This is a genomic window from Streptomyces sennicomposti (genome assembly GCF_019890635.1).
Lineage (GTDB): Bacteria > Actinomycetota > Actinomycetes > Streptomycetales > Streptomycetaceae > Streptomyces > Streptomyces sennicomposti.
In genome coordinates, this window is record NZ_JAIOAB010000026.1 from 21,051 (window position 1) to 36,518 (window position 15,468).

A 15,468-nucleotide genomic window follows, 5' to 3' on the forward strand; every position below is an offset into this window, starting at 1 on the left:
GTCAGGCGGGGCAGACGTGCCAGCGGCCGGACTGCGAGGGCGCGTACGAGGACGTCGGCGGCGGCGAACTGTACTGCGACACGTGCGGTCTGGCGCCGGTGGTGTCGGCGAGCGGGATGGTGACCTCGCCGCCCACCGGGGTCACCGGCGGCGGCGAGGCGGCCGGTTCGACGGGCAGTTCCAGCGCGCGCACGGGCAGTTCGCGCACCTCGTCGCAGTCGTCGCGCTCGCGCCGCTCGGTGTCGGGGCGGCTCTCGCGCTCGCTGTCGGGCCGCTCCACGGGGCGTTCGGTGTCGGTGCGCAGCTCCGGCTCCACGGCGGGCTCCTCGGCGCGCGGCCGGCTCGGCGCGGGCCTGGTGCGGGTGCCGCAGGTGCCGCGCCCCGACCCGCACTCGATGGTGCTGGACGATCCGGAGGTGCCCGAGCGCAAGCGGTTCTGCTCCCGCTCGGACTGCGGGGCGCCGGTCGGCCGGGCGCGCGGCGAGCGGCCGGGCCGCACGGAGGGCTTCTGCACCAAGTGCGGCCACCCGTACTCGTTCGTGCCCAAGCTGCGCGCCGGGGACATCGTGCACGGGCAGTACGAGGTGGTGGGCTGTCTCGCGCACGGCGGGCTCGGCTGGATCTACCTGGCCGTGGACCGGGCGGTGTCCGACCGGTGGGTGGTGCTCAAGGGCCTGCTGGACACCGGCGACCAGGACGCGATGGCCGCGGCGATCTCCGAGCGGCGCTTCCTCGCGGAGATCGAGCACGCCAACATCGTGCGGATCTACAACTTCGTGGAGCACCTGGACCAGCGCACCGGCTCCCTCGACGGCTACATCGTCATGGAGTACGTCGGCGGCAAGTCGCTCAAGGAGATCGCCAACTCCCGTCGCACGCAGGACGGTCGGCGCGATCCGCTGCCGGTGGAGCAGGCCTGCGCGTACGGCATCGAGGCCCTGGAGGCGCTCGGCCATCTGCACAGCCGCAACCTGCTGTACTGCGACTTCAAGGTCGACAACGCGATCCAGACCGAGGACCAGCTCAAGCTGATCGACATGGGCGCGGTGCGCCGCATGGACGACGACGAGTCGGCGATCTACGGCACCGTCGGCTACCAGGCGCCGGAGGTCGCCGAGGCCGGCCCGTCGGTGGCCAGCGACCTGTACACGGTGGGCCGGACGCTCGCCGTCCTCACGTTCGACTTCCAGGGCTACACGAACGTCTACGTCGACTGCCTGCCGGACCCGGACACCATCGAGGTGTTCCGGCGCTACGAGTCGTTCTACCGCCTGCTGGTGCGGGCCACCGACCCGGACCCGGCCCGCAGGTTCGCCTCCGCGCAGGAGATGGCCGAGCAGCTGACGGGCGTGCTGCGGGAGGTCGTGTCCCTCCAGACCGGTCAGGCCCGGCCCGCCCTGTCCACCCTGTTCGGCCCCGAACTCCGGGTGACCGACACGGAGTTGTTCCCCCCGCTGGAGGGCGACGTGTCCCGGTTGGGGACGCGCGCGGCACGGGGGCGAAGGGCCGCGGCGCGAGCAGGCGCGCCGGTGCCGGCGCCGCTGCCGGGCGCCTCGGGCCCGGGAGTTGCGGCCACCCCGGCCGCTCCGGGCACCCCGGCCGCTCCGGCCGTCCCGGGCGGTGCGGGCGGTGCGGGCGGTCCGGGCGGTCCGGGCGGTCCGAGCGTCCCGGCCGGTCCAGCCGCCGTCGGCGCCCCGGGCGGTCCGGCGGCTCCGGCGGCTCCGGGAGCGCCCGGCGGCGCAGTGGCGCCCGGCGGCCCGGGGGGGTCCGTGCCCGTCAAGCGGGTCGACGTGGCCGCCGCCGCGCTCGCCCTGCCCGTGCGGCACGTCGACCCCACCGACCCCAACGCCGGTTTCCTCGCGGGCCTGCTGGCGTCCGCGCCGGGCGAGCTGATCAACGCGCTGGCCGCCGCGCCCGCGCAGTCCACCGAGACCCGGCTGCGCCAGATCCGCGCCCGGCTGGAGACCGGCGAGCCGGGCACCGCGCTGGAGGTGCTGCGCGCGCTGGAGGAGCGGCACCCCGACGACTGGCGGGTGGTCTGGTACCGGGGCGTGGTCTCCTTGGTCACCGGCGACCACGAGGGGGCGGCCCTCTCCTTCGACGCGCTCTACGACGCCTTCCCGGGCGAGATCGCGCCCAAGCTGGCGCTCGGCCTGTGCGCGGAGGTCCTCGGGCAGCTCGACAACGCCGCCGAGTACTACCGCCTGGTGTGGAAGACCGACCCGAGCTACGTCAGCGCCGCCTTCGGGCTGGCCCGGGTGCGGCTGGCCGGCGGCGACCGGCGCGGCGCGGTACGCACCCTGGAGTCGGTGCCGGAGGCGTCCATCCACTACACGGCGGCGCGCGTCGCGGCCGTACGGGCGCGGCTCAGACACCGTACGGCGCTCGCCTCCGACACGCCGTTCGTCGAGGATCTGACGGCCGCCGCCGGACAGGTGGAGGCGCTGCGTGCGTACGGTCTGGACCCGGCGCGGCGCGAGCTGTTGTCGGCGGAGGTCCTCGGCTGCGCGCTGGACTGGATACTCTCCGGGGGAGGGGCCGCCGAGGCGGCCACCCGGCGGGTGCTGCTCGGCAGCGAGCTGGACGAGCGGGGACTCCGCTTCGGACTGGAGCGCTCGTACCGCGCGCTGGCCCGGCTGGCGCCCGGCGGCAAGGAGAGGATCGACCTGGTGGAACGTGCCAACCGTTACCGCCCCCGGACGTGGGTGTAGTTGATGTCGCAGATGCCCCAGCAGGCCGCCCTGTCGAACTGCCCCAGCTGCGCGGAGCCGCTGGAGTCGGACGACCGGTTCTGCGGCGCCTGCGGATACGACCTGTCCACGGTCGCCGCGCCGTCGCACGACACGCCGACCCTGACGATGGGTCACGGCGCGGTGCCGCGCCCGGCCGCGCCCGCCGAGGGCGGTGCGCCGGTCGCCGGTGCGGGACCCGGCACGCCGGGCGACGCCTGGCAGCGCGGCCGGCAGCAGCCGCCCGCCGAGCCGCCGTCGCCCCCGCACGCCCAGCCGCGGCCCGAAGCGCCGTACGCCCAGCCGGGGCCCGCCGACCCGCACCCGGTCCCGCCGGGCGCGGGGGTGCGGTTCGACCGGCCGGCGGAGCCCGAGGAGTACCCGTTGCAGGCTCCCGACCCGGCCCAGGCGCCCGACCCGCGGCAGACCCCGCAGACCGCCGCCCCCGACGCCGACGTGAACGCCGGCCCGGCCGCCGCGGTGTGCGTGGCGTGCCGCGCCGGCCGCGTCGACAGCGACGGCTACTGCGAGAACTGCGGGCACGCCCAGCCGCGCGAACGCGACCACATGGAGCAGGAATCGGGCCCGGTGGCCGCGATCAGCGACCGGGGTCTGCGCCACCACCGCAACGAGGACGCGTTCGGCCTCGGCCGCACCGCGCTGCCCGACGGCACGGCCGCCTCGGTCGCCATCGTCTGTGACGGCGTGTCCTCCGCGACCCGCCCCGACGAGGCGTCGCTCGCCGCGTCCCGCACGGCGAGCGAGTTCCTGCTGGCCGCCCTGCCCCGGGGCACGCACCCGCAGCAGGCCATGCACGAGGCGATCGTCGCCGCCGCGCAGGCCGTCGACGCGCTGGCCGGGGAACCCGCGGGCGCCCGCGAGCACTCCCCGCACCAGAACGCGCCGGCCTGCACCCTGGTCGGCGCGGTGGTCACCGGCGAGCTGCTGGTCGTCGGCTGGGTCGGCGACAGCCGCGCCTACTGGGTGCCGGTGGACCGCGCCGCCCCGGCCGCCCGGCTCACCGAGGACGACTCGTGGGCCGCGCAGATGGTCGCGGCGGGCCTGATGAGCGAGGCGGAGGCGTACGCCGACGAGCGCGCCCACGCGATCACCGGCTGGCTCGGCGCGGACGCCTACGAACTGGAGCCGCACACCGCCTCGTTCAAGCCGGACCGGCCCGGCGTGGTGGTGGTCTGCACGGACGGGCTGTGGAACTACGCCGAGTCGGCGGAGGAGATGGCCCAGGTGCTGCCCCTGGACGCCGGGACGCGTCCGCTGCACAGTGCCAGGGTGCTGGTCGGCCACGCCCTGGACGGCGGGGGCCACGACAACGTAACAGTGGCGCTCGTGCCGTTCCCGCTCCCCTCGCAGGGGGCAGGATCGGCCTGAGGGACACGGCCCCGGCCGGTGACGGGAGTCCGGCCGGGGGGCCGCCCTCATCACGGGGAAAGCTCCGACGGCCGGAGGGGACCGGTCCGTTCACAGTCGTCAGCCCCGCTCCCGGCGGGGTGTCCGGAGGGGGATCTGGGAAGCCATGGCCAATTTCGCGAAATCCAGCGCGCCGCGGTTCTCGATGGACGTGTACCAGAACGAGTTCCTGCCGGAGGGCGGCCGCGAGGTCAACGCCATCGTCACGGTGACGGCGACCGGCGGCGGCACCATCGGCGGCGCGGTCGGCGCGCCGCACCTGTACGCGCCCGGGCAGGCGCCGTCCGCGGCGGTGGCGGTCATGGTCGACTGCTCGGGCTCGATGGACTACCCGCCCGCCAAGATGCGCAACGCCCGCGAGGCGACGGCCGCCGCGATCGACACCCTGCGCGACGGCGTGCGCTTCGCGGTGATCGGCGGCACGCACGTGGCCACGGAGGTCTATCCGGGCGGCGGCCGGGTCGCGGTCGCCGACGCCGCCACCCGCGACCAGGCCAAGCAGGCGCTGCGCCGGCTGAGCGCGGGCGGCGGCACGGCCATCGGCACCTGGCTGCGGCTGGCCGACCGGCTGCTGTCGTCGGCGGACGTCGCCATCCGGCACGGCATCCTGCTCACCGACGGCCGCAACGAGCACGAGTCGCCCGAGGAACTGCAGCGGGCGCTGACGGAGTGCGCCGGCCGGTTCACCTGTGACGCGCGGGGCGTGGGCACCGACTGGGAAGTGAAAGAAGTCACAGGGATCGCCTCGGCGCTGCTCGGCACCGCGGACATCGTCGCCGACCCGGCCGCGCTGGCCGCCGACTTCACGCACATGATGGAGACGGCGATGGGCAAGGAGGTCGCCGACGTCGCCCTGCGGGTGTGGACGCCGGTCGGCACCGCCATCAAGTTCGTCAAGCAAGTCGCCCCGACGGTCGAGGAGTTGACCGACCGCCGCACCGAGGCGGGGCCGCGCGCCGGGGACTATCCCACCGGTTCCTGGGGCGACGAGTCCCGCGACTACCACCTGTGCGTCGAGGTCCCCGCCGCGAACGTGGGCCGGGAGATGCTGGCCGCCCGGGTGTCGCTGGTGGTGCCGCAACCGGACGGTTCGGTGCACAACCTCGGGGCGCAGGGGCTCGTACGGGCCGTGTGGACCGACGACGTGGTGGCCTCCACCGCGATCAGTCCGCAGGTCGCCCACTACACCGGCCAGGCCGAACTGGCCCAGGTCATCCAGCAGGGCATCGATCTGCGCAAAGCGGGAGATCTCGACGGAGCGACGGCCAAACTGGGTCGTGCGGTGCAGCTCGCGAGTGCCTCGGGGAACGCCGATACTGCGAAACTGCTTGCGAAGGTGGTGGACGTGGTCGACGCGGCGACAGGTACTGTGCGACTGAAGGCGAAGGTCGCGGAGGCCGACGAGATGACGCTCGAGACCCGGTCCACAAAGACTGTTCGTGTAAAGAAGTGACATAGGAAGTGACGCGGGCGACCGCGTCAGACAGCGAGCCCGGCCCCTCGGGGTGGGAGAAATCCGGTCGCAGCGGCCGGAACAGGAGAGGGGGAAGCGCCGACATGCCGACCTGCCCGAACGGACACCAGTCGGGTTCCGACGACTGGTGCGAGGTCTGCGGTCACCGCATGGCCGGTGCCGTACCGCCCCCGCCCCCGCCGCCCCCCGTCGGCGGCTACGGCTTCCCGCCCGCGCCCGGTCCGGGCGGACCCGGTGGGCCCGGTGGCCCCGGTCAGCCCGGCGGTCCCGGCGGGTTCGGCGGTCCCGGCCAGCCCGGCGGCCGTACGCACCCGGGGGCGCCCGGCGGCGCCCAGCCCGAGCTGTGCCCGCAGTGCCGCACGCCCCGCGAGGGCGGTGCGCCGTTCTGCGAGGAGTGCCGCTGGAACTTCCTGACGAACACGGCCACCTCGTACACCCCGGCCGCACCGCGCCCGCAGGGCCCCGGCCCGGGCGGTCCGGGCGCCGGCCCCGGTGGTCCGGGCGGTCCCGGCGGCCCGGGCGGGCCCGGTGGTCCTTCCGGTCCGGGTCCGCGGTTCCCGCAGGCGCCGGGCCAGTCCTTCGGCGGCGGCGACCCCTTCGACTACCAGGGCTCCCGGCCGTCGCAGGTCAACCGGCCCGCCGAGCCGATCCCGCCGTTCGGCGACCCACAGGGCCGCCCCGGCGGCGGTCCCGGCGGCCCCGGCCCCTTCGGCGGTCCGCCCCCCGGCCCCTCGGGCTTCGGCGACCCGTCGCGCCCGGTCCCGCCCCCGCCCGGCCCCCCGCCGCACGGCGGCCCGAACGGCCCCGGCGGACAGGGCGGTCCCGGCGGCTTCGGCGGCCCCGGCGGCCAGGGCGGACCGAACAACCCCGGCGGCTTCGGCGGCCAGGGCGGTCCCGGCGGTCCGAACAACCCCGGCGGTTTCGGCGGCCCCGGCGGCCAGGGCGGGCCCGGTGGTCCGAGCGGTCCGGGTGGTCCCGGCGGCTTCGGCGGGCCCGGCGGCCAGGGCGGTCCCGGTGGCCCGAACGGCCAGGGCGGCCCCGGTGCGCCCCAGGCGTTCCACCAGCCCGGTCCGCCCTCCGCGCCCCCGTTCGGGCAGGACACCAACCGGCCGCAGCAGGGCGGTCCGTCCTTCGGCGGCGGTGACGACGACTGGGTGCTCTCCCCGCCGTCGTCCACGGGCCACGGCGGTCAGGGCGGCCCCGGCGGTCAGGGCGGCTACGGCTACCCGCAGCCCGGCGGTACGCAGGCCCCGGCCGGCCCGGCGTTCGGGCAGCAGCCCCAGCAGCCGGCGACGTGGACGGCGACGATCGGCCCCGACCGCGAGTACTTCATGGCGATGATGCACCGCTCGGGTCCCGAGGCCGCGGGGCTGAACCTGCCCGCGTACTCGCCCGAGCAGCAGCGCACGCTCAGCGGCAACCAGGTCACCATCGGCCGCCGCCGGCACTCCACCGGCGACACCCCCGACATCGACCTGTCGGTGCCGCCGGAGGACCCGGGCGTCTCGCACCAGCACGCGGTGCTGGTCCAGCAGCCCGACGGCACCTGGGCGGTGGTCGACCAGAACTCGACCAACGGCACGACGGTCAACGGCTCCGAGGAGCCCATCCAGCCCTTCGTGCCGGTGCCGCTCCAGGACGGCGACCGGGTGCACGTCGGCGCGTGGACGACGATCACGATCCGGCGCGGCTGAGCACGACCGCGGACACGGCCGCCGACACCTCGGCGGCCGTGTCCGGCTGCGTGTCCGCAGGTCAGGACACACCCGCGGTCGGCCGGTCGGCCCGGGAGGCGTCCCCGGTCCGGGAGAGGGCCGTCAGTCGGGCAGGGGTCCGTCAGTCAGGTGTCCGTCAGTCCGGCAGGGGCCGTCAGTCCGGCAGGGGCCAGGCGTTCGGCCCCTCCGGGTCGTCCAGCCACGCCCACGCGCGCTCGCCGCGCACGGTGATGCCGTAGCGCTCGCGCTCGGGGCGTCCCGCCCGCCGCCACAGGCCGTACGCCTCGCGCGGGTCCGTCCGGCCGCGGGTCAGGGCGAGCAGGAAGCGGAACAGCTCGTCCTCGCGGGCGTGCGCGGGCAGCCCGGCCAGGCTCGGCGGCGGCGCCTCGGCCTCGCCGCCGCCGCGCAGCGGGACGAAGTAGGCGGGGGTGTCCAGGAACCGGCCCTCCGCGTGGGCGGCGTCCCGTACGGTCAGGACGGCCAGGCCGGTGGCGATCGGCAGCAGGACGCGGGCGCCCGGGACGCTCTGGGCGAGCCAGGCGCGCGGGACGGCGGGCAGCTCGCAGGTGGCGATGATCCGGTCGAAGGGGGCGCGTTCCGGGACGCCCCGCGCGCCGTCGCCGGTGACGACGACGGGACGGTATCCGGCCGCCGCGAGGTGCGTGCGCGCCGTCTCGGTGATCTCGGGCTCCAGATCGACGCTGGTGACGAGGTCGTCGTCGCCGAGGCGGCGGGCCAGCAGGGCGGCGTTGTAGCCGGTGCCGGCGCCGATCTCCAGGACCCGGTCGCCGTCCGTCACCCGCAGCTCGGCCAGCATGCGGGCCATCAGCGAGGGCTGGCTGCTGGAGGAGACCAGTTCCCCGTCGCGCAGCCGGGTGGCCAGCGGGGCGTCCTGGTAGGCGCCGCGCAGCCAGCGTTCGCGCGCCACGGGGTCCGGGCTCTCGCCCCAGCGCCGTTCGTAGCCGCCGGCGACAGCGACGTAGTAGTACGGCACGAAGAGGTGCCGCGGCACCGCCGCGAACGCCTCCCGCCACACGGGGTCGGCCGCCCACGCCCCGCTCGCGTCGATCTCCCGCACCAGCGCGGCCCGCGCCCGCCCGGCGAGAGCGGCCAGGTCCGGGCCGCCCGGGCCTGCGCCGCCGCCCGTGCCCGTCCCGTCGTTCTGGTCGTCCCAGTCGCCCCGGTCGCCCCGGTCGTTCCGGTCGTCCTCGCCGTCGGCATGCGCGCCCATGGCTCCACTGTGCGGCGCGATCGGCCGCGAGGCGAGCACCGAAACGGCCACGGGCCACGCGCCGGGCGGCCGTGGGCGGGTCGTAGGCCGGAAGTCCTCCGCCCGCCGTCTGAGACCATGGACGGGTACTGCAATCCCCGGGGGACGGCCCCGGGACCCCCGGCCGAGCGGCCCCGGGGCGGACCGGCACGACATTGTGAGGCAACCAGACGTGACCGAGATGCGGCGCGGCACGCTTCCGGAGCAGACGTTCTACGAGCAGGTCGGCGGGGAGGAGACGTTCCGCCGGCTCGTCCACCGCTTCTACGAGGGGGTCGCCGGCGATCCCGAGCTGCGCGCCATGTACCCGGAGGAGGACCTCGGTCCGGCCGAGGAGCGGCTGAGGCTGTTCCTGATCCAGTACTGGGGCGGCCCGACGACGTACAGCCAGGAGCGCGGCCATCCCCGGCTGCGGATGCGGCACGTGCCGTTCAAGGTGGACCGCGCGGCGCACGACGCCTGGCTGCGCCACATGCGCACGGCCGTCGACGAGCTGGCCCTGCCCGAGGAGCAGGAGCGGACGCTGTGGAACTACCTGACGTACGCGGCGGCCTCGATGATCAACACCCCGGACTGAGCCGCAGCCCCGCGTGGCCGAGAGCTGAGTCCCGCATTCCGGTCACCTCGCGCCGGATTTCGGTCACGATCCGGTCAAGTTCGGTAAAGAAGCGCTTTCTAGGCGGCCGTTCACTCTGACAACATCACCCGGAGGTCCGGACGACACGGGGGGAGCCGGGTGGCGGGGTTCACGGGGTTCGTCCTGTCACGCGCACGCGCGCACCGGCTGCTCCTGGCCGCCGCGCTGCTCACCGTCCTGCTGACCACGGCGGTGCTGGCGACGTTCGCCGCGTACTCCGGCGCGATCGGCGACGCCGCGCTGCGGCACTCGCTGCGCGACCCCCGTACCGCCGCCGACGCGACCCTGGTGGTGCGGAGCGAGGTGTCCCCGGACGGCCGCCCGGCCGTCGACGCCGCCGTGCGCGCCGAGGCCCGCGAGGCCTTCGCCGGACTGCCGGCCACCGTGCGCTCCCTGGCCCGTTCCGGCCCCTACGCCCTCCCCCGCTCGCTGCAGCCCGCCGCCGAACGCTCCGGCGACCCGGACCTCACCTACTTCGCCGCCCTCGACCCCGGCCAGGTCCGGCTGGTCACCGGACGGCTGCCCGCGGCGACTTCCGGCGGCGATCTGGAGGCCGCGCTCCCCGAGGCCGCCGCCCGGCGCCTCGGTCTGAAGCCCGGCGCCCGGCTCACCCTCGCCGACCGCCTCGGCGGCCCGAAGGTCACCGTACGGATCACCGGCCTGTACCGGCCCGCCCACGCCGACGCGCCGTACTGGCGGCTGGACGACCTGGGCGGGCGCGGCGTCCGCAAGGCCGGGTTCACGATGTACGGCCCGCTGCTGGCCGGCCCCGGCGTCCTGGCCGGTGACCGGGTGAGCGCGGGACCGACCGGCTGGCAGGTCTCGGCGGACTTCGCCACGCTGACCACCGGCCGGATCGGCGCGCTGCGCGACGCGGTCGGCGACGCCGCCGCCGGCCTGCGCAAGACCACCGCGGCGGACGGCGCCCCCGAGGTGACGACCGCGCTGCCCGCCACCCTCGACCGGATCGAGCGCTCCCTGCTGGTGGCCCGCTCCACGCTGCTGGTCGCCGCGCTCCAGCTGACCCTGCTCGCCGGGTACGCGCTGCTGCTGGTGGCCCGGCTGCTGAGCAGCGAACGCGCCGCCGAGACCCGGCTGCTGCGGGCGCGCGGCGGCTCCCGCGCCCGGATCGCGGGCCTCGCCGCCGCCGAGGCGCTGCTGCTCGCCGTGCCCGCCGTGCTGTGCGCGCCGCTGCTGGCCGGACCGCTGACGCGGCTGCTGGCCGGGCAGGGCGCCCTGGCCCGGATCGGGCTGCACCCGGACGTGCCGGCGACCGGAGGCCCGGGGGTGTGGCCGGTGGCGGCCGCCGTGGCGCTGGGCTGCGCGCTGGCGGTGACCCTGCCCGCGCTGACCTCGTCGTTCACGGTCGTCCGCCGGGCGCGCGCCCTGCCCGCGCCGCTGCGGGCGGGCGCGGACGTGGGCCTGCTGGCGGTGGCCGCCGTGGCGTACTGGCAATTGGAGCGGCAGCCGTCCGGCGCGGTCGGCGGCGACAAGTCCGGGACGCTCGGCATCGATCCGCTGCTGGTCACCGCGCCCGCGCTGATCCTGCTGGCCGGCACCGTGCTCACCCTGCGCCTGCTGCCCCCGGCGGCCCGGCTGGCCGAGCGCCGCGCCGCCGGCGGCCGGGGGCTGGCCACCGCGCTGGCGGGCTGGCAGCTCAGCCGCCGCCCGAACCGCGGCGCGGGCGCGGTGCTGCTGCTGGTGCTCGCCGTCGCGCTCGGCATGCTGGCGATCGGGCAGGGCGCCTCCCAGCACCGTTCGCAGGACGACCAGGCCGACTTCCTGGCGGGCGCGCCGGTACGGGTGCTGGCCGCCGGGGACGGCGAACTCGGCCGCACCGACCGGTACGCGGCCCTGGACCACGTACGGTCTGCCGCGCCCGCCGCCCGCACCACGCTCGCCCTGTCCGGCGGCCGCAGCGCCACCATCCTCGCGCTGGACACCGCGCACGCCGCCGGTTCGGTGCTGCTGCGCGGCGACCTGGCCGCCGAGCCGGTCCGCCCGCTGCTGACGAAGCTCACGCCGAAGGGCGCGGCGGCGGGGGCGAAGGTCCCCGCCGGCGCCGCCCGGCTGCGGCTGACGGCGGCCCTGCGCTCCTCGGGCGCGGCGAGCGGCCCGGCCGAGGTCGCCGTCACCGTCGAGGACGCGGACGGGGTGCCGTACCGCCTGCCCGTCGGTTCGCTGGCCGCCGACGGCCGCCCGCACGCCCTCGGCGCGGACCTGCCCGCCGGCTCGCGGCAGCTCACCGTCACCGGCCTCGACCTGGACCTCTCCCAGCCCGTCGACCGGCCCGCGCGGCACCTGCTGACCGTGTCCGCCGTCGAGACCGCCACCGGCGGCACGGTACGGCGGCTGACGCTGCCGGCTCGCTGGACGGCGGCCTCGGCGGGCGGCGACTCGGCCGGCGCCGCCGACGCCCGCGCCGTCCCGACCCGCCCCGAGGCGACCTCGGCCGCCCCGCTGACCGTGGCCTACGGCACCGGCTACACGCCGCACGAGCAGACCGGCCCGACAGGCGCGACCGACTCGGTGAACGTGCGGGTGCGGGCCGTCCAGCCCGCGCAGCCGGAGGTCGCCGCCGTGGCCACCGACGCCTTCCTGACCGCCGCCGGCGCCCGGCCGGGACAGCGCGTGGACGCGGTGTTCGCCGGCCAGAACGTGCCGGTGCGGATCGTCGCCTCCGTACGCGCCCTGCCGACCACCGCGCAGGGCGCGGCCCCGGGCGACTCGGTGGACGCCGCGCACGACGGCGGCGCGCTGCTGCTGGACCTGCGCGCCGCGAACCGGTTCCTCCAGACCCGTTACGGCGTCGGCGTCGCCCCCACCGAGTGGTGGCTGGACACCGACGCGCACCGGGCGGGCGACGTGGCCGCGGCGCTGCGCGCGCTGCCCGACGTCGACGCCGGGCAGGTGCTGGTGCGCGACGAGATCGCCGAACAACTGCGCGACGACCCGTTCGGCGCCGGACCGAACGCCGCGTTCACCGCCGCCGCCGTGGTCGCCGCCCTGCTGGCCGCCCTCGGCTTCGCGGTGAACGCCGCCGGGGCGCTGCGCGAGCGGGACGCCGAGTTCGCCGTCCTGCGCGCGCTCGGCGCCCCGCGCCGCCAGTTGGCCCGGATGCTCGCCGCCGAGCAGGGCGTGCTGGTGGCCGTGGCGCTGGCGGCCGGCGTCGCCCTCGGCAGCGTGCTGGCCCGGGCGGTGATCCCGCTGATCGTGCTGACCGGGCAGGCCGCCAAACCGGTGCCGGAGGTGCTGGTGGACCTGCCGCTCGCCCCGGTGGCGCTGCTGCTGGCCGGGGTCGCCGCCGGGCCGCTGCTCGTCACGGCGGTGCTGACCGTGCGCCGGGCCGACCCGGCGGTGTCCCTTCGAGACCGCGGAGGTGAGTGAGTGCACGCCGTCGTCGCCTCCTGGGTCCGCGTCCGGCTGCGCACCGCGCCGGGCGCCGCGACCGCCCTGGCCGTCCTGGTCGCGCTGACCGCCTGTCTGGCCGCCGCGCTGCCGCGCGCCCTGGACCGCTACGAGGACGCGGGGCTGCGCCGGGCCGTCGCGCAGGCCGGCCAGGGCCGCAGCAGCGTCTCCGTGGAGGCCCCCACCCCCGACATCCAGCTCCCGGCGCGGGAACAGGAACAGGCGCTGCGGCCCCCCGCGCTGGGCCGCCAGTACACGCAGATCCTCGACGCCGTCCCCGGCCCGCTGACCGTGGACCGGGGCCAGTCCGCGTACGGCGTGAGGTCCGGCGGCAGCCTCGCCGTCTTCGACCCCTGGATCCCCCGGCCCAGTGGGCTGCCCGCGAAGGTGTCCCTCTACGCGCAGAGCGGGCTCGCCGAGCACTCCACGGTGCGCGCCGGCCGGCTCCCGAAGGCCGACGGCGCGGTCACGGCCCGCACCGGCACGGTGGAGGCCGCCGTCTCCGAGGCGACCGCCAGGAGCCTGCACATCCGGGTGGGCTCGGTCGTCCACGTGCCCACCGCCGAGTCCGGCCCCGCGCTCACCGTCCGCGTCACCGGACTGCTCGCCCCGCGCGACCCCGCCGGCGCCTACTGGTCCGCCACGCCGCTGCTGCGCACCCCGGCCCTGATCCAGGTGCCCTCGCCCGACCCCGACCCGCCCAAGTACTGGCTCGGCGCGCTGCTGCTCGCGCCCGAGGCGGCCCCGGCCCTGCTCGGCACCGACGTCTGGCCGGTGCGGTACTGGCAGCTGGCGCCCGACGCCCGCGCCCTGCACGCCCACGACCTGAAGCCGCTGACGTCCGCCGTCGCCTCCCTGGAGTCGGGTCCCGCGCTCGGCCGGGCCCGCGCCGTCACCGATCCGGCGACGCAGGCGAGCACCGGCCTCGACGACGTCCTCGGCTCCTACGACCGGCTGCGCTCGGGCGTCGGCCCGCTGGTGTCGGTCGCCGCGGTCGGCGGCGCGACCGTCGCCGTCGTCGTGCTGCTGATGGCCGGCGGCCTCGCCGCCGACCGCCGCCGCGCCGAACTCGCCCTGCTGCGCGCCCGCGGCGCCTCCCTGCGCGGGCTGGCCGGACGGCTGCTGGCGGAGACGGCGGTCGTCGCCGTGCCCGCCGGGGCGCTCGGCCTCGGCGCAGCCCTGCTCGCCGTGCCCGGCGGCCGCGTCCTGCGGCCGGTGGTGGCCGCGGCTGCGGTCACGGCGGTGGCCTGCGCCGCGCTGCCCCTGCGCGCCGTCCTCGCCCACCGCACGGTCCGGCTGCACGCCCCGCGCGAGGACGCCGCCTCGGTACGGCCCTCCAGGCGCCGTACGGTCGCCGAGCTGACGCTGCTGGTGATCGCCGCGGGCGCGGTGGAGGCCCTGCGGCGGCGCGGCGTCGCCGACGGCTCGGGGACTTCGGGGACGACGGGCGCCACGGACTCGCCGGGTGCCTCCGGCGATCAGCTGGTGTCCCTCGCGCCGGTGCTGATCGGGGTGATCGCGGCACTGCTGCTGGTGCGGCTGTACCCGCTGCCGCTGCGCTGGCTGATGCGCCCGGCGGCCCGGCTGCGCGGAGCGGTGGGCCATCTGTCGCTGGCCCGCGCGGGCCGTACCTCCGTCTCGGCGGTGCTGCCGCTGCTCGCACTGCTGACCGCGCTGACCACGGCCGCCTTCGGCGGGTCCGTGCTGACCGGCGTGGCCGAGGCCCGCGACCGCACGGCCCTGAGCGCCGTGGGCGCCGACGCCCGCGTCCAGGGCGCGGGCGAGCTGCCCGCCGCCCTGGCCGGGCAGCTCCGCCGGACGCCCGGGGTGCGGACGGTGACCGAGGCGGGCGTCGACTACCGGGCCAAGGCCGGCTCGAGCCTCACCCCGGTGACGCTGGCGGGCGTCGCCCCCGCCGACTACGCGGCGCTGGCCGCCCGCACCGGGCTCGGCGCCTTCCCCGCGGGACGACTGCGGCAGCCGGCCGACCACGCCGCCCCGCTGCCCGCGCTGGCCTCCCCGTCCGTCGCCGCCGCACGCGGCACCGCGCCCTTCACGGTCCAGCCGGCCGACGGCCCGACGGTCACCGTGCGGATCGTCGCCGTCCGCGACCGGACGCCCGCCGTGCCCGGCACCGACTTCCTGGTCGTGGACCGGGCCGGGCTGAACGGCGGGAAGGCGAGCACGACCACGCTGCTGGTGACCGGCGACCACCTGGACGCGGCGGCCCTGCGCCGGGCGGCCGGCGCCTCGGCGTCCGTGCGGCTGCGGTCCGCCGAACGGGCCCGGTACGTCGACTCGCCCCTCCAGTCCGGCGCCGAACGCGTCTACCTCGCGGCGGTGGCGGCCGGCGTCGGCTACGCCGTCCTCGCCCTGCTCCTCGCCCTGCTGCGGGCCGCCCCCGAGCGGGCCGCGCTGCTGGCCCGGCTGCGCACCATGGGCCTCACCCGCGCCCAGGGCCGCCGCCTGCTCGTCCTGGAGTCCCTGCCGCAGGCGCTGCTGGCCGCGGCGGGCGGCGCGCTGACCGGGTGGGCGACCATCCGGCTGCTCTCCCCCGGCATCGACCTGACCGCCGTGGCGCTGCCCGCCTCGGCCGCCTCCGCGGGCGGGGCCGCCCTGCGCACCGACCCGCTCTCCCTGGCACTGCCCGCGACCGCGGTCCTGCTCCTGGCGGTGGGCGTCGCCGTCGCCCAGGCCTGGTGGACGGGCCGCAGGGGTTCGGTACGGGAGCTGCGGGCGGGGGACGCGCGATGAGGGCGGGCACGCTTCGGGCGGGGGGCCCGCGTGAGCTACGGGGCCGCCACCGA

The 15,468-nt window shown here is 77.3% G+C and carries 9 protein-coding genes; 7 read left to right on the forward strand and 2 right to left on the reverse strand.

What is annotated here, in order from left to right; genetic code table 11:
• Nucleotide 1 precedes the first annotated feature (1 nt).
• The gene (locus tag K7787_RS32505) at nucleotides 2-316 is read right to left on the reverse strand and encodes a hypothetical protein (RefSeq protein ID WP_078512030.1); all 315 of its coding nucleotides are present in this window, start codon (nucleotides 314-316) and stop codon (nucleotides 2-4) included.
• Between K7787_RS32505 and K7787_RS16645 the strand changes: the two genes are divergently transcribed.
• The 4 genes from K7787_RS16645 to K7787_RS16660 all read left to right on the forward strand — a co-directional run bounded on the left by K7787_RS16645 (nucleotide 291) and on the right by K7787_RS16660 (nucleotide 7,325).
• The gene (locus K7787_RS16645; RefSeq protein WP_443742882.1) at nucleotides 291-2,711 is read left to right on the forward strand and encodes a serine/threonine-protein kinase; all 2,421 of its coding nucleotides are present in this window, start codon (nucleotides 291-293) and stop codon (nucleotides 2,709-2,711) included. The two genes, K7787_RS32505 and K7787_RS16645, sit on opposite strands and share 26 nt — an antisense overlap.
• A 3-nt stretch (nucleotides 2,712-2,714) precedes the next feature.
• Entirely contained in the window at nucleotides 2,715-4,118 is a 1,404-nt protein-coding gene (locus K7787_RS16650) for a PP2C family protein-serine/threonine phosphatase (RefSeq protein WP_223001886.1), read from the forward strand.
• 145 nt (nucleotides 4,119-4,263) lie between these two features.
• Nucleotides 4,264-5,610, forward strand: coding sequence for a vWA domain-containing protein (locus K7787_RS16655; RefSeq protein ID WP_164388256.1), 1,347 nt, complete (start codon nucleotides 4,264-4,266; stop codon nucleotides 5,608-5,610).
• Between the two features lie 104 nt (nucleotides 5,611-5,714).
• Entirely contained in the window at nucleotides 5,715-7,325 is a 1,611-nt protein-coding gene (locus K7787_RS16660; RefSeq protein ID WP_223001887.1) for an FHA domain-containing protein, read from the forward strand.
• Between the two features lie 175 nt (nucleotides 7,326-7,500).
• On the opposite strand, the gene K7787_RS16665 is transcribed toward K7787_RS16660, so the two are convergent.
• Nucleotides 7,501-8,577 carry a methyltransferase domain-containing protein gene (locus K7787_RS16665; RefSeq protein ID WP_247720966.1) on the reverse strand — a complete coding sequence of 359 codons (1,077 nt, stop codon included), beginning with the start codon at nucleotides 8,575-8,577 and terminating at the stop codon, nucleotides 7,501-7,503.
• Nucleotides 8,578-8,788: 211 nt separating this feature from the next.
• On the opposite strand from K7787_RS16665, the gene K7787_RS16670 reads away from it, so the two are divergent.
• The 3 genes from K7787_RS16670 to K7787_RS16680 all read left to right on the forward strand — a co-directional run bounded on the left by K7787_RS16670 (nucleotide 8,789) and on the right by K7787_RS16680 (nucleotide 15,415).
• Nucleotides 8,789-9,193: a globin gene (locus tag K7787_RS16670; protein ID WP_164388808.1), complete on the forward strand. Its 405-nt coding sequence runs from the start codon at nucleotides 8,789-8,791 to the stop codon at nucleotides 9,191-9,193.
• A gap of 159 nt (nucleotides 9,194-9,352) precedes the next feature.
• The gene (locus tag K7787_RS16675; RefSeq protein ID WP_223001888.1) at nucleotides 9,353-12,640 is read left to right on the forward strand and encodes an FtsX-like permease family protein; all 3,288 of its coding nucleotides are present in this window, start codon (nucleotides 9,353-9,355) and stop codon (nucleotides 12,638-12,640) included.
• Nucleotides 12,641-15,415, forward strand: a complete 2,775-nt coding sequence (locus tag K7787_RS16680; protein ID WP_223001889.1) for an FtsX-like permease family protein — start codon at nucleotides 12,641-12,643, stop codon at nucleotides 15,413-15,415.
• Nucleotides 15,416-15,468: the final 53 nt, after the last annotated feature.

Coding starts and splice junctions, on each gene's coding strand:
- K7787_RS16665 (WP_247720966.1), bottom strand. CDS start 8,577: ATGGGCGCGCATGCCGACGGCGAGGACGACCGGAACGACCGGGGCGAC.
- K7787_RS16650 (WP_223001886.1), top strand. CDS start 2,715: ATGTCGCAGATGCCCCAGCAGGCCGCCCTGTCGAACTGCCCCAGCTGC.
- K7787_RS16660 (WP_223001887.1), top strand. CDS start 5,715: ATGCCGACCTGCCCGAACGGACACCAGTCGGGTTCCGACGACTGGTGC.
- K7787_RS16655 (WP_164388256.1), top strand. CDS start 4,264: ATGGCCAATTTCGCGAAATCCAGCGCGCCGCGGTTCTCGATGGACGTG.